Source organism: Pseudomonas canadensis (genome assembly GCF_000503215.1).
In the GTDB taxonomy this organism is placed as follows: domain Bacteria; phylum Pseudomonadota; class Gammaproteobacteria; order Pseudomonadales; family Pseudomonadaceae; genus Aquipseudomonas; species Aquipseudomonas canadensis.
Genome location: NZ_AYTD01000001.1, coordinates 405,796 through 422,903, shown reverse-complemented (window position 1 = coordinate 422,903; position 17,108 = coordinate 405,796). Strand labels below are relative to the sequence as shown.

Sequence of the window (17,108 nt, the reverse complement as noted above, 5' to 3'; positions counted from 1 at the left end):
TGCGATTCTTACAATGAAGAAAAATCGAAGGATTGATACTGATCTGCGCCAATACCGGCAAAGCTCAACATAGCCGGCAATTGCTGGGCGAACCCTTGGTAACCATGGTCGCCCCCGGCCTGGATGCGCAAGGCACAGGCCCGGTAGTACTGCTGGGCGAGGCGATAGTCCAGGGTTTCATCCCCGGTCTGCAACCACACCTGATACCGCGCGGCATCCTGGGGCGCCGGCACTTCCAGCTCGGCCAGCGCCGTAACGTGGTCGTGGGTCAGTTCCCAGGTTTCATCGGTGTAGAGGTTCTTCTGGGTGCCCAGGTAACCGTCGAACATCCGATGAGGGCTGACCGCCGGGTTCACCAGCAACGCCTTGAGGCCATGGCGCTCGGCAAGATGGGTTGCATAGTAGCCGCCGAGTGAGCTGCCGACCAGCAGTGGCCGCCCCAGCTCGGCGATCGCTGCTTCCAATTGCGGAATTGCCTGACGGGGATGGTGATGCAGGGCCGGTACGCGCAGTTGGTCGGCCAGGCCGAGAGTGTCCATCACGGTGATCAGTTGGCTGGCCTTATTGGACGCCGGCGCACTGTTGAAACCGTGGATATACAGGATCGAAGCGGACATGCCGGGCTCTCCATGCTTGCGCCAAAAAAGGCGCAGTTTACAGGTAAATCTCAGTAGCCGTTGCTACCGTAATCCACTGTAAACACGAAGCCGGCCAAGCGTTCTACGCCCGTTTCCAACCGTCCGTCGGCATGCAGCCGCAGCCAGCGGTAGCCCGGCGCCTGCTCGCTGACCTTGAAATCCTCGCTGCCCGGTGCGAACTGGATGCAGGTGGACGGCGATGCCAGCAGGCGTACGCCGTTGCGTTCGCGGTCGATCTCCTGGTGCACATGCCCCCACAGTACCGCCCGCGCCTGCGGGAAACGGTCGAGCACGGCAAACAACGCCTCAGGATTGCGTAAGCCAATGGGCTCCATCCAGGCGCAACCGATGGACACCGGATGATGGTGAAAACACACCAGATGATGACGGTTCGGCGCTTCGCTCAAGGCCTGGACGAGCAGTTGCAGTTGTTGATCCTGCAGGTAGCCCGGCACGGAGCCGGGAACAGCGGAGTCCAGCAGGGTGACGCGCCAGTTGCCGATATCGACCACCGGCTCCAATAAATCGCTGTGCACCGCGGCGCGGGCCATGATCTGCGGTTCGTCATGATTACCGGGAATCCAGCGCGCCGGGGCGTCGATCTGCCGGGTCATGTCACGAAATTGCTGGTACGACTCCAGCGTGCCGTCCTGTGACAGGTCCCCCGTGGCCAACACCAAATCGATGTGCGGCTGCTGCGCGCGCACCAATTCGATGACGCCTTGCAGGCTTTCACGGGTGTTCATGCCCAGCAGCGTGCCGTCGGCCTCGGCAAACAAATGGCTATCAGACAGCTGCACCAGCAATGCGGGCGCATCGGGACTCACAGTGGATACGCTCGGCAAGGCGCTCTCCCAAGGCAATCACAGGAATGGACGTTTGGCGTGATTATGCTGGGGCAGGACACAAGAGGAAACCATAGGAAGCAGATGCAGTTCACATCTACCGCACAACTTCGAACTCATGGCCTAGGGCCAGGCAATGGCTCAACCACTCACCGAGGAACACATTGAGCTGTGCTTTCTCATCGGGCTGGTGCATGAACACGTTGGGGTAAGGATAGATGCTGCGAAAGCGTCGTGCATGTTCGGCGCTGATCACTTCGGCCATGCGCGCGTCGTGGTACACCTGCACTTCCAGTTGCGGCACCGGCAGCCACGGCAGGCTGTGTTCCTGGCGCACACGCAGGGTGGTGGTGTACGGGCAATTGACGATGACTTCCAGCGCCAGCACGCCGAGCATCTGGTCGCCGTGGGTCACGCCGATACGCCGCGCCTCGGGAGCATGGCGCATGTCGGGGAGCAGGCGCATCAGCCGCGCATAGTTGGCCTCGCAGGCCGCTTGCAACCCGATCAGGTCGACTCGATAACGTTCCCGTGCCTTTACTGCCATAACCCCCTCACTTCCGCGCGATTAAGCGCAAGCCATTGCAGGGCGATAATGCTGGCTGCGTTGGAAATTTTGCCGTCGCGCACCGCTTGCAGGGCATCTTCGAAAGCCCAGACGGTGACACGGATATCTTCAGCTTCCTCTTCCAGTCCATGGACGCCACCGGCGCCCGAGCTGTCGCAACGGCCCAGGTACAAGTGGACAAATTCGGTACTGCCGCCGGGCGACGGGAAATACTTGGTGATCGGCCACAACGCGGAGAATGTCAGCCCAGCTTCCTCCTCGGCTTCGCGGTGTGCAACCTCCTCCGGCTCTTCATCCTTGTCGATCAGGCCGGCAACCATCTCCACCAGCCACGGGTTGTCGGTTCGGCCCATGGCACCTACGCGGAACTGCTCGATCAGCACCACTTCGTCGCGCTGCGGGTCGTAAGGCAATACGCACACGGCATCATGACGAACGAAGACTTCGCGGTTGATCACCCGGCTCATGCCGCCATCGAATTTCTCGTGGCGCAGTTGCACGCGATCAAGCTTGTAGAAGCCCTGGTACGCATTGTCGCGCTGAACAATCTCGATGGTGCTCGGCGTCGATTTTGCAATGTCCGTCATATCCCTTCCTCATTGAGCCTGCGCATTTGGCGCCATCCTAACGCGCTCATGCCTCCAGATGCAGCCCCTTTCCAGTTGCCGGGATAGACGGCGGGCGTCAAACTCACTCTAATCAGCTTAGTGGCGAACTGACTGCCTTGCCGGTAGTCGAAGCTGCACAATTTCGCTCTTATCGACGGACGAAGACCCTACATGTCGCTTTTAAAAATCGCCTCCGTGGCCTGCATCGCATTGACCCTCGGTGCCTGCCAAAGCCTGTTCCAGCCAAGCTACAAAACCCCGCTGGACGCCACCCGCGACGCCACCGAGCAAAGCAAGCCAGGCTGCGCCAGCGCCGACTGCCCGCTGGTGAACATCGACACGGTGCACTTTGCCAAGGAACCCAAGCTGGACGCCTTGATCGAACAGCGCCTGCTGGAAATGACCCAGACCGACCCGCTGCCGAGCAGCCTCGCGACGTACAGCGAGCAGTTCCTGCGCACCGCCGCCCCACGCAACAGCATGTACTTGCAGGCCAAGGTACGTGAGCAGCATGACGGCTTGGTGATCATCGAACTCTCCAGCTACCTGGACCAGGGCGCCACCCACGGCGAACCGGGCCGTGCGTTCATCAACTATTCGCGCCAGCAGCAGAAAGCCCTGACCCTCACCGACATGTTGTTGCCCGGCAAGGAAGACGCGTTCTGGAAAGCCGCCCAGGTGGCCCATAACAGCTGGCTGATCAGCACCCGCCTGAGCCTGGAGCCGGAGTACGTGAAACAGTACCCTTTCCAGAAAACCCCTAACGTGGCGCTCACCTACGGTGGCGTGATCCTCAAGTACCCCACCACCACCATTGCGCCGTATGCCTTGGGCCACGTCGAGTTGCAGATTCCCTACTCGCGCCTGGACGGCATTCTCAAGCCTGAACTGGTGCCCGCGCGCCGCTGAAGGCCCGGCCCAGGATGAGTTGCAACAGCCCTGCCAGCACCAAAGCCGGCAGGGTCGCGCCGACGTCCGGATACAGATTGGCCAGCAGGTGGTAAGTCGCAATGCCGCCCAGCCAGGCGACCAATGCCGGCCAGCGCAGACTGGCTACTGCACCCGCGCTACGACGGCGCAGAATGAAGTGATCCACCAGCACCACGCCAAACAGCGGCGCGAATACCGAGCCGATCAGCAGCAGGAAGTTCTGGTACTGGGCCAATGGCGCAAAGCAGGCAATGAGCGTGCAGATCACACCGATAGCCAGTGCCAGGTGCTCGACCTTCAAACGCAACAATATTCCGCTGGAAACCGCCGCCGAGTGAATATCGGCGAAGGCGTTTTCCGATTCATCCAACAGGATCAATAGCAGCGGAATCCCCAGGCCAGCCCCGGCCAATGCCAGCAACAGCGCGTTGACTTCACCGCTCGGCGCAAACGCCAGGGTGTAGGCCACACCCAGGCCCATCAGCCAGAAATTTCCGATAAAGAACCCAAGCGCCGTGCCGCCGAACACACTTTTGGCGCGCTTGCCGAAACGTGAGTAATCCGCGATCAGCGGCAGCCACGACAGCGGCATGGCGATGGCGATATCAAAACCCACCGCAAACGGCATCGAACCGTCACCCGCCTTGGCCCAAAGTGCGGCGAGGTCGGCCTTGGCGAACAGGTTCCAGGTGAGCCACAGGCAAGCGGCGAGCAGCAGCCAGATGCCCCATTTGCGCAGGATCTGACGCACAAAGGTCAGCGGGCCACTGACCGCCAACAGCGTCGCCAGACCACCGAAGAACAGGGTCCACAACAATGGGCTGGCGAACAGGCTGCCGTCACTGAAGGCCCGCGTGCCTAGCAAGCTGGCCGCGTCGCGCATCACGATGATTTCGAACGAACCCCAGCCGATCAGCTGCAGCAGGTTGAGCAGCGCCGGCACACTCGCACCTTTGGCGCCGAGGCTGAGCTTGAGGGCTGCCATGGCGGACAGGCCGGTGTCGCTGCCGATCACGCCGACGGCGGCCAGTAACAGGACGCCCACCAGGGTGCCGAGGAAAATCGCCAGCAACGAACCGGACAAGCCCAGGCCCGGCGCGAGCAATGCGCCGGTTTGCAGGACCATCAGGCCGATGCCGAGGGAGAACCAGAGGGAGAACAGGTCGCGGGCACCGAAGACGCGTTTGTCAGCGGGAACCGCGATGTCTGGGGAGTAGGTGCTGGGTTGAATGCTCAAGGGTGTTATCTCTGAGGGACACTTTGATGTTTGGCAGATCGCTATCGCGGGCAAGCCCGGCTCCCACACCGGAATGCATTTCAAATGTGGGAGCCGGGCTTGCCCGCGATGGCGGCGGCACAGTCACCGCCGCCTCTGGATCAGACCTTTTTGTACAGCTGACTGCCTTCCTGCTTGAACCGCTCCGCCTGCTCCGCCAAGCCCTTGGCCACATCCACATCCACCGCTTCAATGCGCTGGTTGGCCGCGTACTCACGCACTTCCTGGGTGATCTTCATCGAGCAGAACTTCGGCCCGCACATCGAGCAGAAATGCGCGACCTTGGCCGAGTCCTTCGGCAGGGTTTCATCGTGGTACGAACGCGCCGTGTCCGGGTCCAGGCCGAGGTTGAACTGGTCCTCCCAGCGGAACTCGAAGCGCGCCTTGCTCAAGGCGTTATCGCGGATCTGCGCGCCCGGATGGCCTTTGGCAAGGTCAGCCGCGTGGGCGGCGATCTTGTAGGTGATGATCCCGGTCTTCACGTCATCCTTGTTCGGCAGGCCCAGGTGCTCCTTGGGCGTGACGTAGCAGAGCATGGCGCAACCGAACCAGCCGATCATCGCCGCGCCGATGCCGGAAGTGATGTGGTCGTAGCCAGGCGCAATGTCGGTGGTCAGTGGACCGAGGGTGTAGAACGGCGCTTCGTCGCAGCACTCGAGCTGCTTGTCCATGTTCTCCTTGATCAACTGCATCGGCACGTGGCCAGGGCCTTCGATCATGGTTTGCACGTCGTGCTTCCAGGCGGTCTTGGTCAACTCGCCAAGGGTTTCCAGCTCACCGAATTGCGCGGCGTCGTTGGCGTCGGCAATCGAGCCAGGGCGCAGGCCGTCGCCGAGGGAGAAGCTGACGTCATAAGCCTTCATGATTTCGCAGATTTCGTCGAAATGCGTGTAGGTGAAGTTCTCTTTGTGGTGCGCCAGGCACCACTTGGCCATGATCGAACCGCCACGGGACACGATGCCGGTCACGCGTTTGGCGGTCAGCGGCACATAGCGCAGCAGTACGCCGGCGTGAATGGTGAAGTAATCCACGCCCTGCTCGGCCTGTTCGATCAGGGTGTCGCGGAACAACTCCCAGGTCAGGTCCTCGGCGGCGCCGCCGACTTTTTCCAGGGCCTGGTAGATCGGCACGGTGCCGATCGGCACGGGCGAGTTGCGGATGATCCACTCACGGGTTTCGTGGATGTGCTTGCCGGTGGACAAGTCCATCACGGTGTCCGAACCCCAGCGAATGCCCCAGGTCAGTTTCGCTACTTCTTCTTCGATGGACGAACCCAGTGCGCTGTTGCCGATGTTGCCGTTGATCTTCACCAGGAAGTTACGGCCGATGATCATCGGTTCCAGTTCGGTATGGTTGATGTTGGCTGGGATGATCGCGCGGCCACGGGCGATTTCTTCGCGCACGAATTCAGGCGTGATGATCTTCGGCACGCTGGCGCCAAAGCTGTGGCCGGCGTGTTGCTGGTCGAGCAGGCCAGTGGCGCGGGCTTCTTCCAGCTTCATGTTTTCACGGATGGCGACGTATTCCATCTCGGCGGTGATGATGCCTTTGCGCGCGTAGTGCATCTGCGTGACGTTGGCGCCGGCCTTGGCACGGCGCGGGTTCTTCACATGGGCGAAGCGCAGCGCGGTGAGTTCGGCATCGCTCAAGCGCTGCTGGCCGAAGTGGGAGCTGAGGCCTGGCAAGCGCTCGGTGTCGTTACGCACTTCGATCCACGGCGAGCGCACATCGCCAAGGCCTTTGCGCACGTCGATGATGACGTTAGGGTCGGTGTACGGGCCGGAGGTGTCATAAACCACGACCGGCGCGTTGATTTCACCGCCGAAGTCGGTGGGGGTCACGTCCAGGCTGATTTCGCGCATCGGCACACGAATGTCCGGGCGGGTGCCTTGTACGTAGATTTTTTGCGAGCGGGTAAAGGGTTGCACGGAGCCGGAGTCGACTTTGGCAGACTCACTCAGGTGCACGGTATTTTTTGGTCTTGTACTCATCACGGGCTCTCCAACTTATCCAGGCGGTGGATTTTTGTCGGAGCGAACCTGTGACGGATGGACGCACTGAAACCAGTGCTGTGCTCTGTGCACGAGGGCTGTTCAATAAATGAACAGCATCCCGGACGAAGCACAAGAGGACTCGCCGGGTGACGAGAAATCTTGTTCCCTACGCAGGCGCTAACCTGATCAGGTTCAACGGGATCCGGTATTTACCGATCTCAGCCTTCCAACAAGGCACCCCGACAAGAACGCGGCCAGTCTAGACCATGGCGTGGGCAAATTGCCAATAGCGGTGCATTCAGCGTGATGAATGGCGTGATTGCGGGATTGTTGCGCCGAGTCAGCACCACTACACTCGGTTGCCGCTACAGTGCTTGACGCCAGGAATGGGCCGCCTTAGCCTTGGGCGCTAAATTATCACCGTAATATTAAAACTAGGGATCGCCTCATGCTGCGCAAACTCTCACTGGCGCTCGCCGTGTCTTGTGCGACCAACGGAATGGTCTGGGCAGCAGAAGCGCCCTTGTCCGCTAAAACTGACTTGGTCAGCGTCTACCAGGAAGCGGTGGACAACAACGCCGACCTGGCCGCCGCCCGCGCCCAATACGGCGCGCAAAAAGAAGTGGTGCCCCAGGCCCGCGCCGGGCTGCTGCCAAACCTGACCGGTGGCGCCGATATCAATAACGTACGCACACAGATCGACACGCCCGCCGCTACCGCCAACCGCGATGCGCATTCCTGGCGGGCCACCTTGAGCCAGCCGCTGTTCCGCGCCGACCGCTGGTTCCAATTGCAGGCGGCCGAGGCCACCAACGAGCAGGCCGCGCTGCAACTGTCGGCCACCGAGCAGAACCTGATCCTGCAAAGTGCCGAAAATTACTTCGCCGTGCTGCGCGCCCAGGACAACCTGGCGTCGACCAAGGCCGAAGAGAACGCATTCAAGCGCCAACTGGACCAGTCCAACGAGCGCTTCGACGTCGGCCTGTCGGACAAGACCGACGTGCTGCAATCCCAGGCCAGCTACGACACCGCCCGCGCCAACCGCATCCTGGCCCAACGCCAGGTGGAAGACGCGTTCGAAGCCTTGATCACCTTGACCAACCGCCAGTACAACTCGATACAGGGCATTGTCCACACCCTGCCGGTGTTGCCGCCGCTGCCGAACGACGCCAAGGCCTGGGTCGAAACCGCCGGCCGCCAGAACCTCAATCTGCTCGCCAGCAACTACGCCGTCACCGCCGCCGAGGAAACCCTCAAGCAGCGCAAGGCCGGGCATGCGCCGACCCTGGACGCCGTGGCGCAATACGAAAAAGGCGACAACGACGCCCTGGGCTTCAGCAACCCGAATGCGTTCGGCACGCCGTACCGTGGCGATGTGGAACAACGCACCATCGGCCTGCGCCTGAGCATCCCGATCTACAGCGGCGGGCTGACCAGTTCGCAAGTGCGCGAGTCCTACTCACGCCTTGGCCAGACCGAGCAACAGCGCGAAGGCCTGCGCCGCCAGGTAGTGGAAAACACCCGCAACCTGCACCGTGCAGTCAACACCGATGTGGAGCAGGTACAGGCGCGCCGCCAGTCGATCATCTCCAACCAGAGTGCGGTGGAAGCCACGGAAATCGGTTACCAGGTGGGCACGCGCAACATCGTCGATGTGCTGGATTCACAACGCCAGCTCTATGCGTCGGTGCGCAACTACAACAACAGCCGTTATGACTACATCCTCGACAACTTGCGCTTGAAGCAGGCGGCGGGCACTTTGAATCCAGGCGACTTGCAGGATTTGGCGCGCTACCTCAAGGCTGACTACAACCCGGACCGCGACTTCCTGCCGCCAGATCTGGCCAAGGCTGCGGCCGAGCAGCTCAAGGCCCGCCCCGGCTACTGACATACCTTCTGTAGGAGCTGGCTTGCCAGCGATGGCGTCCCTAAGATCGCCATCGCCGGCAAACCGGCTCCTACAGGGTGATGAGTCGATCAAGGCCATCCAGCAAGCGCTTCAACGCGCCCTGGTTGGCCTGCATCACCTTGAGACCCGCCTGCGCCATCTTGCGCGCATCCTGCGGCAATTCGAACAATTGCCGCACGGCTTCGGCCAAGCCTTCGGCGTCATCCACCTCTCGCAGCGCCCCGGCTTCGCGCATCATCGCGGTGATTTCGAGGAAGTTGAATACGTGCGGGCCCATGATCACAGGCTTGGCCAATGCCGCCGGCTCCAGTGGATTATGCCCGCCGGTCGCCACCAGGCTGCCGCCGACAAAAGCGCTGTCGGCCAAGGCGTAGAGAAACAGCAGTTCACCCATGGTGTCACCGAGCAGTACCGAAGTTTGCGCGGTGACCGCTTCGCCGCTGGAACGGCGCACGGTGGCAAAACCTTGTTGCTGGCACAGCTCGAACATCGGCCCGAAGCGTTCCTGGTGGCGCGGCACCAGAATCAGCAATGCGTTGGGATAGCTGTCGAGCAATTGGCGATGGGCTGCCAAGACGACTTCATCTTCACCTTCATGGGTACTCGCGGCGATCCACACCGGACGTTCGCTGGCGCCCCATTGCTCGCGCAACGCAGCCGCCCGCACCGGCAGTTCGGGGTCGATGGTCAGGTCGAACTTGATTGAGCCGGTGACTTCGACGGTTTCCGGGCGAGCACCGAGGCTCAGGAAGCGCTGAGCTTCGGCGTGCGTCTGTACGGCAAACAGGCTCATTTGCGACAACATCGGCGCCGTCAGCCTGGCAAAGCGCGCGTAGCCCTTGGCCGAACGCGCCGACAGCCGCGCATTGGCCAATGCCACCGGGATCCCGCGCTGGGCGCAGGCGTGGATATGGTTGGGCCACAGCTCGGTTTCCATGATCACCGCCAGTTTCGGCTGCACACGGTCGAGGAAACGCTTGGCCGCGCACGGCAAGTCATACGGCAAATAGCAATGCTGGATGCGCGGCTCGTTGGCGAACAACGCCTGGATGCGCTCGGAACCGGTGGGCGTCATGCACGTAACCGTGATCGGCAGCGTCGGATAACGCGCCAGCAACCCGCGCACCATGGGTGCGGCGGCAATGCTCTCACCTACCGACACGGCATGCACCCAGATCCCGCCGGGCTGCATCACCGGCAAGCCATAGGAGAAGCGCTCACCGACGCGCTCAGCATAGGCCGGCGCCTTGCGCGCACGCAGCCACAGACGTAAAGCCACCAAGGGCAGCGCCAGGTAAAACAGACAGCTGTAGAGAGTTCTATTCATGGCGGCGGAGTTTATCGGCTTTTTCAGTCGATCGCCTGCAAGCACTCGGCAAATCGTTTGGCCAGGAAGCGTGCGGCAGGTCCCAGGTGTTCGTCGCGGCGCCAGACCAACTCCACCACCAGGGCCGGCGGCGTCCATTCACTGTCCAACTCGATCATTTGTTGTTGATACGTCGGGTACTGCACGATATGTCGGGGCAGCCAGGCCCAGCCCAGGCCGCTCATCAGCCACTCGGCCAACACGTAGAAACTGTCGGCGCGCCACACCAACGGGCTGGCCGCTTCGCTGCCGGGGTAGACACTGGTCTGGGTCGACATCAGTAGCTGGCGGAACTGCGCCAGGCGCTGGCACGTCACGTACTTTTCCTTGGCCAGCGGGTGATTCACGCCACACACCGTGACCATCTCCACACTGCCGACCACACGCCGCTCCAGGGCTTCGGGAATCTGGTCGTGGTAGAACAGCAGACCCAGGTCGGCCTTGCGCTCTACCAACTTGCGCGCCACGTCGCCCTGGGCGGCGCTGGATAGCTGCACTTCCAGCAACGGGTATTTGCCCGCCAACGCCTCCAGGCTGTCGAATACCGGCTGAAACAACATGGCCTCATCCTGGGCCAGGCGCAGACACGCCTCTTCGCCGCGCGTCAGTGAAAGCGCCCGGCCGTTGAGCCGCTCACATTGGCGCAGCACTTCGCGCGCTTCCTCCAGCAACACGCTGCCGGCTTCGGTCAGTCGTGGTTGGCGCCCGCTACTGCGCTCGAACAGGCTGACGCCGAGGTCCGCCTCCAGCATCGCGATCGCATTGCTTACCGCTGACTGCGCCTTGCGCTGCTGACGCGCCACAGCCGAAAACGAACGCTGCTCGGCGACGCTGACAAACAGACGCATTTGCTCAAGATCCCACTGCACGCTCATGGCTCAACCTATCTCTTATTCGGATAGGTAATGACTTTACCCCATCTGATTAGACTCTAGAATGCCAGCCTTATCTGATCGCTTTACCCCGAGGATTACCCCATGAACGTCGCTTACTACTACTTGGCCATTGCCATCTGCTCGGAAGTGATCGCCACCGTTTCCATGAAAGCCATCAAGGGCTGGAGCACGCCGATCCCACTGCTGCTGGTAATCGTCGGCTACGGCGTGGCGTTCTGGATGCTGACGCTGGTGGTGCGTACGGTGCCGGTGGGCGTGGCCTACGCCGTGTGGGCCGGGATGGGCATCGTGATGGTGAGCATCGCGGCGCTGTTTATCTACGGGCAGAAGTTGGATATCCCGGCGATGCTGGGGATGGGCCTGATTGTACTGGGTGTGGTGGTGATCCAGTTGTTCTCGAAAACCGCCGGGCACTGAACTACACACCTGTAGGAGCCCGGCCTGCCGGCGATGGCGGTCTCTCAGACGCCATCGCCGGCAAGCCGGGCTCCTACAAATAGTGATCCCTGTATACTGCGCCTCTTGTCTTGAACACTGAGGTCGCCCATGCCATCCGTTATTTCCACCGACGTTCTGATTGTCGGCGCCGGGGTTGCCGGCCTCTGGCTGAATGCGCGCCTGCGCCGCCAGGGGTTTTCCACGGTGTTGGTGGAAAGCGCCACCTTGGGTGGCGGGCAAAGCGTGAAGTCCCAGGGGATCATTCACGGCGGTGCCAAATACGCTCTGCACGGCGCCCTCACTGGCGCCTCCGAAGCCATTGCCGACATGCCGCGCCGCTGGCGTGAAGCGCTGGCAGGCAACGGTGAGCTGGACCTGACCGGCGTGCGCCTGCTGTCCGAAGCCCATTACCTGTGGTCGCCCGGTACGATTGCTGGCAACCTCACCAGCTTCTTCGCCAGCAAGGCCGTGCGCGGCCGTGTCGATCAGGTCAAGGGCGACGACCTGCCGCCAGCCCTGCAAGACCGTCGCTTCAAGGGCAAGGTCTATCGCCTGGCAGAGCTGGTTATCGACGTACCGAGCCTGATCAAGCGACTGGCCCAGCTGGCCGGTGATGGTTTGCTCGCTGGGCAGCACATCGAACCCTTGCTGGAAGGCAACACACTCATCGGTTTGAAAGTAGACGGCCGCGAGATCCGCGCCCAGCGCATCGTGTTGAGTGCCGGCGCGGGCACGGCGGATCTGCTGACCGCGCTGGGCCTGAGCCAGCCGGCGATGCAAACGCGCCCCCTGCACATGATCATCGCCAAAGGGCCTGGCCTGAAGCCGTTGTACGCCCACTGCCTGGGCGGCGGCACCAAGCCGCGCATTACCGTCACCACTCACCCGGCCGCCGATGGCAACTGGGTGTGGTACATGGGCGGCGACATTGCCGAAGCCGACGGCGTAGCGCGCACGCCGGAAGAGCAGATCGCCACCGCGCAGAAAGAGCTTGCTCAGCTGTTGCCGTGGATCGACATGAGCCAAACCCAGTGGGCTACCCTGCGGGTCGACCGTGCCGAGCCACTGCAATCGGGCCTGACCCGTCCCGACAACGCCTTCATCGCCGAGGAAGGCCGCCTGTTGGTGGGCTGGCCGACCAAACTGGCCCTGGCGCCGGACTTCGCCGATCGGGTGATCACCAGCCTGGAACGTGACGGCATCCGCCCAAGCGCCAGCGAGCCCCTGCCCGACCTGCCAAAACCCGCCATCGGCGTACCTGCCTGGGAGCAACTGTTGCCATGAGCCTGCCCACCCTGCACGACCTGCATCGCCCCCTGGGCAGCACCGGCCTGATGGTCTCGCCACTGGGCCTGGGTACCGTCAAGCTGGGCCGCGACCAAGGGGTAAAGTACCCCAGCGGCTTCCAGATTCCTGGTGACGACGAGGCGCGCATGCTATTGCGACAGGCACGCGAACTGGGCATCAACCTGATCGACACCGCGCCGGCCTATGGCATGAGCGAGGAACGCCTGGGGCCACTGTTGCGCGGTCAACGCCAGGACTGGGTGATTGTCAGCAAGGTCGGTGAAGAGTTCGAAAATGGCCTGTCCAGTCACGACTTCAGCGCGGCCCACACCCGCCTGTCGATCGAGCGCAGTTTGAAACGACTTGAAACCGATTTTATCGACCTGGTGCTGGTGCACTCCGACGGTAACGACCTGCATATCCTCAACGACTGTGAGGTCTACCAGACCCTGGCCGAGCTGAAAAAGGCAGGCAAGATCCGTGGTTTCGGCTTCTCCGGCAAAACCGTCGAAGGCGGGGTGAAGGCTCTGGAACAGGGCGATTGCGCCATGGTCACCTACAATTTGAACGAACAGGCCGAGAAAGCCGTCATTGATTATGCGGCGGTCCACGGCAAAGGCATCCTGGTGAAAAAGGCCTTGGCCAGTGGCCATGTTTGCCTGGAGCCTGGAATGGATCCAATTCGTGCGAGTTTCATGCTGTTGTTTGCGCAAACGGGCGTCGCCAGTGCTATTGTCGGGACCATTAATCCGCTGCACCTGGCCCATAACGTGGCGACCGCTGCCCAGGTCATTCGTCAACTCTGATGCCGCCCATGCGGCCGACCCCGTCGCAAGAAGGAGCCGACATGCCGCGAACGCTCATAAGAAAAAACCCCAGCAACTTCAAGACACTGCCGCTGCACGTCGAAGCCACCCCCGAAGGCCTGAGTTACCAGAGCGTCGGAATGCCGCTCAACTTTGCCCAGACCCTGCAACGGCGCAAACCGGTGGAAGTGGCCGACCCAGAACGTTTCGCCCTGGAACTGGCCAACCTCGGCGTATCGGTTCGCCTGACTTTGCACTGGCAGAACCGCGATTACTGGGTGCTGGTGCGCCAACGCCGCCAGGACCGTGGCGATGTGGTGCTCAAGCTGATCTCCGGCTACGTGCCCGCCCATGAACTGAACCTGCCGCTGCACACCGCCATCCAGGAAATCGCCGAAGAGTGCCTGCTGGAGACGCCGGAAGGCTGGCTGGGCGGACGCTTCAACGACACCTGGCTACCCGCGCCCTATTCCGCAGCGCTGCATTACCGTGAAGCCCTGCCCTTTCGCCTCAGCCCGCTGTCCGGTGCCGCCCGCCCGGTACGTTGCGCCACCACCCAATTGATCGAGCGCCCACGCGCTTATGTGCACCTGCCCACCGCCTCCCTGCAACTGATCTATGACCTGCGTCTGGAAGTGCCCAAGGAAGCCAAGTCCCTGAGCCTGTTCCATGTGGACGAGCGCCTGGAAGGCGATCAACTGGTGGCACGCCTGGACCGCCAGCGTCCTGACCTGTACCTGATGCCGTTGAAAGACGGCCAGCCTCTGGCCGAGCTGTACACCGTCAAGAAAGACCAGCTGTACCCGGCGAGTACACGGGGTTTGTACCTGGCGGAAAGCTTCGCCCAGCAGGAAGGCTGGCTGGTGCGTGAGGAGCGGATTCGCTGGAAGGATTGGCTACGCCAGCAGGGCTTGGCGGAGCCGGAGAAAGAGTCGAAATTGAAGCGCTTGGCACAGCGGGTACTGCGCAAGATTGTGCCCAAGAAAAAAGCCAAGGCCTGACGCCAACGCGATATGGGAACTGGCTATTGTGGAAGCTGGCCAGCCAGCTCCCACATTTGATTGCGTTCAGCCTTCGAGCAAGCGTTCCAGCCCGACCTTCAACGGTGTGGGCTCGGGCAACTTGAAGCTCGCCAGCAAGCGCTGGTTATTCGCCCGCGAGTGGCGAATATCCCCGGAACGCGCCGGCCCGTAAGTCACCGTCGGCAACTTGCCGACAATTTCTTCCAACGCCTGCAGCACCTGCTTGAGGGTGGTCGTGCGGTTCCAGCCCACGTTGATCGCTCCCACCGGTGCGTCCGGCGCTTCGATGGCCTGCACCAACACGTCCACCAGGTCTTCCACGTACATGAAGTCACGGGTTTGCTCGCCATCGCCAAACACGGCAATCGGCACGCCCTGCTGCACGCGTTCGCTGAAGATGCTGATCACGCCGGAATACGGCGATGACGGGTCCTGGCGGGGCCCGAAGATATTGAAGAAGCGGAAGATCACCGGTTCCAGGCCATGCTGGCGACGGTAGAAGTCGAAGTAGAACTCACTGGCCAGCTTGTCGGACGCATAGGGCGTCAACGGCGCCTTGGTGGTGTCTTCGTCAATCGAAGCGCCTTCGCCATTGTTGCCATAGACCGCCGCGCTGGAGGCATACACCACGCGTTTTACGCCGGCCTTGCGCATGGCTTCGCAGACATTCAAGGTGCCGACGAAATTGCTCTGGTGCGTGCTGACCGGATCATCCACCGAGGCCTGCACCGAGGCCACTGCCGCCAGGTGCACCACCGCCGTTGCGCCGACAGCGGCACGGGCCACCAGCTCGGCATCGGCCACATCACCTTCCAGCAGTTCGACGCGTGGATTGTCCAGCGGCAAATTGCTGCCCTTGCCGGTGGACAGGTTATCCAGCACTCGCACGCCATAGCCTTTGGCAAGCAGAGCATCGACCAGGTGCGAACCGATAAAGCCGGCACCGCCGGTGATCAGGACCCACTTATCAGCGTTACTCATTGTTGCGGATCTTCTCGACAATGGCGGTGGTCGAGCTGTTCTCGACCAGGCCCAGCACTTTGACCTTGCCGCCGTAGGCGCTGACGATATCCGCCCCTACGACCTGGTCGACGGAGTAATCGCCACCCTTGACCAGAACGTCCGGCTTGACCTGGGCCAGCAGGTTTTCCGGGGTCGCTTCAGGGAAGCTGATCACCCAGTCCACCGCGCCCAGGCCAGCCAGCACCGCCATGCGACGGTCGACGCTGTTGATCGGACGGCCAGGGCCTTTCAGGCGACTCACCGAAGCGTCATCGTTGACCGCCACGATCAGGCGGTCGCCTTGGGCGCTTGCTTGCTCCAGGTAAGTCACATGACCAGCGTGCAGGATGTCGAAGCAGCCATTGGTGAACACAATGCTTTCGCCATGGGCGCGGGCATCGTCAATCGCCAGCAGCAGTTGCTCGATGGTCAGCACACCGCGTTCCGAACCTTCGGAGCGCTGGATCGCACGACGCAACTCAGGCGCGCTGATGGCAGCAGTACCCAATTTGCCCACCACAATGCCCGCCGCCAGGTTGGCCAGGGCCACGGCGTGGGGCAGTTCTTCGCCCGCCGCAATCGAGGCGGCCAGGGTGGAGATCACGGTGTCGCCGGCGCCGGTAACGTCGAACACTTCACGGGCACGTGCCGGCAGGTGCATCGCCGGGTGGCCGGGACGCAGCAAGGTCATGCCGTGCTCGCCACGGGTCACCAGCAAGGCGCCCAGGTCGAGGTCGGCCATCAACGCCGCGCCCTTGGTCACCAAGTCGTGCTCATCGGTGCAACCGCCGACGATGGCTTCAAATTCGCTGAGATTCGGCGTGATCAGGCTGGCTCCGCGATAAATCGAGAAGTCCTTGCCCTTGGGATCGGCCAATACCGGAATGCCCTTGGCCTTGGCGGCCTGGATCAGTTCCTGGTGATTCTTCAAGGCGCCTTTGCCGTAGTCGGACAACACCAGCACCTTGATGCCTTCGAGCAACTGGTCGACCTGGCTACTGAGGGCGAGGGCGTCGGTGCTGAAGGGTTCTTCGAAATCGATACGCAGCAATTGCTGGTGCCGGCTCATGACCCGCAGCTTGACGATGGTCGGCTGGTGGGCAATGCGCTGGAACAGCGCGCGCACGCCAGCACCGCGCAGGCTATTGGCCAGGCTGTCGGCGGCTTCATCGTCGCCGGTCACACCCACCAGGGAGGCCGGGGCGCCGAGGGCGGCAATATTGAGGGCAACGTTGGCAGCGCCGCCTGGACGGTCTTCGATTTGCTCGACCTTGACTACCGGTACCGGCGCCTCAGGGGAAATCCGTGAGGTACCGCCATGCCAGTAACGGTCGAGCATGACATCGCCGACCACCAAGACAGGGGCTTGATCGAATCGCGGCATGGACAACTTCATGGAGCAACCCACATACAAAATGAACAGGGGCGCGATATTAGCACAGGGTTACAGGAGGATTGCGGGAGGGATTTGCAATGTAGGAGCCGGCTTGCCGGCGATGGCGGCCTCAAGTCAGCGATGGACT

General features: G+C 62.0%; 16 protein-coding genes and 1 riboswitch. Of the genes, 6 read left to right on the top strand and 10 right to left on the bottom strand.

All coding sequences use genetic code 11. The annotated features are described in order from the left end of the window. Window positions 1-8 precede the first annotated feature (8 nt). From U367_RS0101825 to U367_RS0101810, 4 genes are all read right to left on the bottom strand, one after another. Complete coding sequence (locus tag U367_RS0101825; RefSeq protein ID WP_028615496.1) at window positions 9-617, bottom strand: YqiA/YcfP family alpha/beta fold hydrolase; 609 nt, start codon at window positions 615-617, stop codon at window positions 9-11. A 50-nt stretch (window positions 618-667) separates the two neighbouring features. Then, a complete protein-coding gene (gene cpdA, locus U367_RS0101820; protein WP_028615495.1) occupies window positions 668-1,483 on the bottom strand; it encodes a 3',5'-cyclic-AMP phosphodiesterase in 816 nt (271 codons plus the stop codon). A gap of 97 nt (window positions 1,484-1,580) precedes the next feature. Further along, window positions 1,581-2,030: a DUF1249 domain-containing protein gene (locus U367_RS0101815; RefSeq protein ID WP_003171323.1), complete on the bottom strand. Its 450-nt coding sequence runs from the start codon at window positions 2,028-2,030 to the stop codon at window positions 1,581-1,583. Next, the gene (locus U367_RS0101810; protein WP_028615494.1) at window positions 2,021-2,638 is read right to left on the bottom strand and encodes an NUDIX domain-containing protein; all 618 of its coding nucleotides are present in this window, start codon (window positions 2,636-2,638) and stop codon (window positions 2,021-2,023) included. The genes U367_RS0101815 and U367_RS0101810 overlap by 10 nt, the downstream gene beginning before the upstream one ends. A 192-nt stretch (window positions 2,639-2,830) precedes the next feature. Here U367_RS0101810 and U367_RS0101805 point away from each other — a divergent pair, with 192 nt between their 5' ends. Beyond that, window positions 2,831-3,568 carry an RsiV family protein gene (locus U367_RS0101805; protein ID WP_028615493.1) on the top strand — a complete coding sequence of 246 codons (738 nt, stop codon included), beginning with the start codon at window positions 2,831-2,833 and terminating at the stop codon, window positions 3,566-3,568. Here the strand turns inward: U367_RS0101805 and cytX are convergent. Both cytX and thiC read right to left on the bottom strand, forming a co-directional pair. Next, complete coding sequence (gene cytX, locus U367_RS0101800) at window positions 3,537-4,826, bottom strand: putative hydroxymethylpyrimidine transporter CytX (protein WP_028615492.1); 1,290 nt, start codon at window positions 4,824-4,826, stop codon at window positions 3,537-3,539. The genes U367_RS0101805 and cytX overlap by 32 nt on opposite strands. Window positions 4,827-4,966: 140 nt before the next feature. Beyond that, the gene (gene thiC / locus U367_RS0101795; RefSeq protein ID WP_028615491.1) at window positions 4,967-6,856 is read right to left on the bottom strand and encodes a phosphomethylpyrimidine synthase ThiC; all 1,890 of its coding nucleotides are present in this window, start codon (window positions 6,854-6,856) and stop codon (window positions 4,967-4,969) included. Between the two features lie 149 nt (window positions 6,857-7,005). Beyond that, window positions 7,006-7,111, bottom strand: a riboswitch (TPP riboswitch). Between the two features lie 196 nt (window positions 7,112-7,307). On the opposite strand from thiC, the gene U367_RS0101790 reads away from it, so the two are divergent. After that, the gene (locus tag U367_RS0101790) at window positions 7,308-8,747 is read left to right on the top strand and encodes a TolC family outer membrane protein (RefSeq protein ID WP_028615490.1); all 1,440 of its coding nucleotides are present in this window, start codon (window positions 7,308-7,310) and stop codon (window positions 8,745-8,747) included. A 70-nt stretch (window positions 8,748-8,817) separates the two neighbouring features. On the opposite strand, the gene waaA is transcribed toward U367_RS0101790, so the two are convergent. Then, entirely contained in the window at window positions 8,818-10,095 is a 1,278-nt protein-coding gene (gene waaA, locus U367_RS0101785; protein ID WP_028615489.1) for a lipid IV(A) 3-deoxy-D-manno-octulosonic acid transferase, read from the bottom strand. Between the two features lie 23 nt (window positions 10,096-10,118). Then, on the bottom strand, window positions 10,119-11,009 hold the full coding sequence (locus U367_RS0101780; RefSeq protein WP_028615488.1) for a LysR family transcriptional regulator: 891 nt from the start codon (window positions 11,007-11,009) through the stop codon (window positions 10,119-10,121). 102 nt (window positions 11,010-11,111) lie between these two features. Here U367_RS0101780 and U367_RS0101775 point away from each other — a divergent pair, with 102 nt between their 5' ends. The 4 genes from U367_RS0101775 (at window position 11,112) to U367_RS0101760 (ending at window position 14,562) form a co-directional block, all read left to right on the top strand. After that, on the top strand, window positions 11,112-11,447 hold the full coding sequence (locus U367_RS0101775) for a DMT family transporter (protein ID WP_010213655.1): 336 nt from the start codon (window positions 11,112-11,114) through the stop codon (window positions 11,445-11,447). A gap of 129 nt (window positions 11,448-11,576) precedes the next feature. After that, complete coding sequence (locus tag U367_RS0101770) at window positions 11,577-12,752, top strand: NAD(P)/FAD-dependent oxidoreductase (RefSeq protein WP_028615487.1); 1,176 nt, start codon at window positions 11,577-11,579, stop codon at window positions 12,750-12,752. After that, a complete protein-coding gene (locus U367_RS0101765) occupies window positions 12,749-13,561 on the top strand; it encodes an aldo/keto reductase (protein ID WP_028615486.1) in 813 nt (270 codons plus the stop codon). Before U367_RS0101770 ends, U367_RS0101765 begins: the two co-directional genes overlap by 4 nt. Before the next feature lie 41 nt (window positions 13,562-13,602). Beyond that, window positions 13,603-14,562, top strand: a complete 960-nt coding sequence (locus tag U367_RS0101760) for a hypothetical protein (protein ID WP_028615485.1) — start codon at window positions 13,603-13,605, stop codon at window positions 14,560-14,562. A 66-nt stretch (window positions 14,563-14,628) separates the two neighbouring features. On the opposite strand, the gene U367_RS0101755 is transcribed toward U367_RS0101760, so the two are convergent. Continuing rightward, window positions 14,629-15,564: an NAD-dependent epimerase/dehydratase family protein gene (locus U367_RS0101755; protein ID WP_028615484.1), complete on the bottom strand. Its 936-nt coding sequence runs from the start codon at window positions 15,562-15,564 to the stop codon at window positions 14,629-14,631. Further along, a complete protein-coding gene (gene hldE / locus U367_RS0101750; RefSeq protein ID WP_016975611.1) occupies window positions 15,557-16,981 on the bottom strand; it encodes a bifunctional D-glycero-beta-D-manno-heptose-7-phosphate kinase/D-glycero-beta-D-manno-heptose 1-phosphate adenylyltransferase HldE in 1,425 nt (474 codons plus the stop codon). Before hldE ends, U367_RS0101755 begins: the two co-directional genes overlap by 8 nt. Window positions 16,982-17,108 lie beyond the last annotated feature (127 nt).

Bases quoted from the DNA above. Each gene is read 5' to 3' on its own strand.
- waaA (WP_028615489.1), bottom strand. From the start codon at position 10,095: ATGAATAGAACTCTCTACAGCTGTCTGTTTTACCTGGCGCTGCCCTTG.
- U367_RS0101815 (WP_003171323.1), bottom strand. From the start codon at position 2,030: ATGGCAGTAAAGGCACGGGAACGTTATCGAGTCGACCTGATCGGGTTG.
- U367_RS0101770 (WP_028615487.1), top strand. From the start codon at position 11,577: ATGCCATCCGTTATTTCCACCGACGTTCTGATTGTCGGCGCCGGGGTT.
- U367_RS0101775 (WP_010213655.1), top strand. From the start codon at position 11,112: ATGAACGTCGCTTACTACTACTTGGCCATTGCCATCTGCTCGGAAGTG.
- thiC (WP_028615491.1), bottom strand. From the start codon at position 6,856: ATGAGTACAAGACCAAAAAATACCGTGCACCTGAGTGAGTCTGCCAAA.
- U367_RS0101805 (WP_028615493.1), top strand. From the start codon at position 2,831: ATGTCGCTTTTAAAAATCGCCTCCGTGGCCTGCATCGCATTGACCCTC.
- U367_RS0101755 (WP_028615484.1), bottom strand. From the start codon at position 15,564: ATGAGTAACGCTGATAAGTGGGTCCTGATCACCGGCGGTGCCGGCTTT.
- hldE (WP_016975611.1), bottom strand. From the start codon at position 16,981: ATGAAGTTGTCCATGCCGCGATTCGATCAAGCCCCTGTCTTGGTGGTC.
- U367_RS0101760 (WP_028615485.1), top strand. From the start codon at position 13,603: ATGCCGCGAACGCTCATAAGAAAAAACCCCAGCAACTTCAAGACACTG.
- U367_RS0101790 (WP_028615490.1), top strand. From the start codon at position 7,308: ATGCTGCGCAAACTCTCACTGGCGCTCGCCGTGTCTTGTGCGACCAAC.
- U367_RS0101810 (WP_028615494.1), bottom strand. From the start codon at position 2,638: ATGACGGACATTGCAAAATCGACGCCGAGCACCATCGAGATTGTTCAG.
- U367_RS0101780 (WP_028615488.1), bottom strand. From the start codon at position 11,009: ATGAGCGTGCAGTGGGATCTTGAGCAAATGCGTCTGTTTGTCAGCGTC.
- U367_RS0101825 (WP_028615496.1), bottom strand. From the start codon at position 617: ATGTCCGCTTCGATCCTGTATATCCACGGTTTCAACAGTGCGCCGGCG.
- U367_RS0101765 (WP_028615486.1), top strand. From the start codon at position 12,749: ATGAGCCTGCCCACCCTGCACGACCTGCATCGCCCCCTGGGCAGCACC.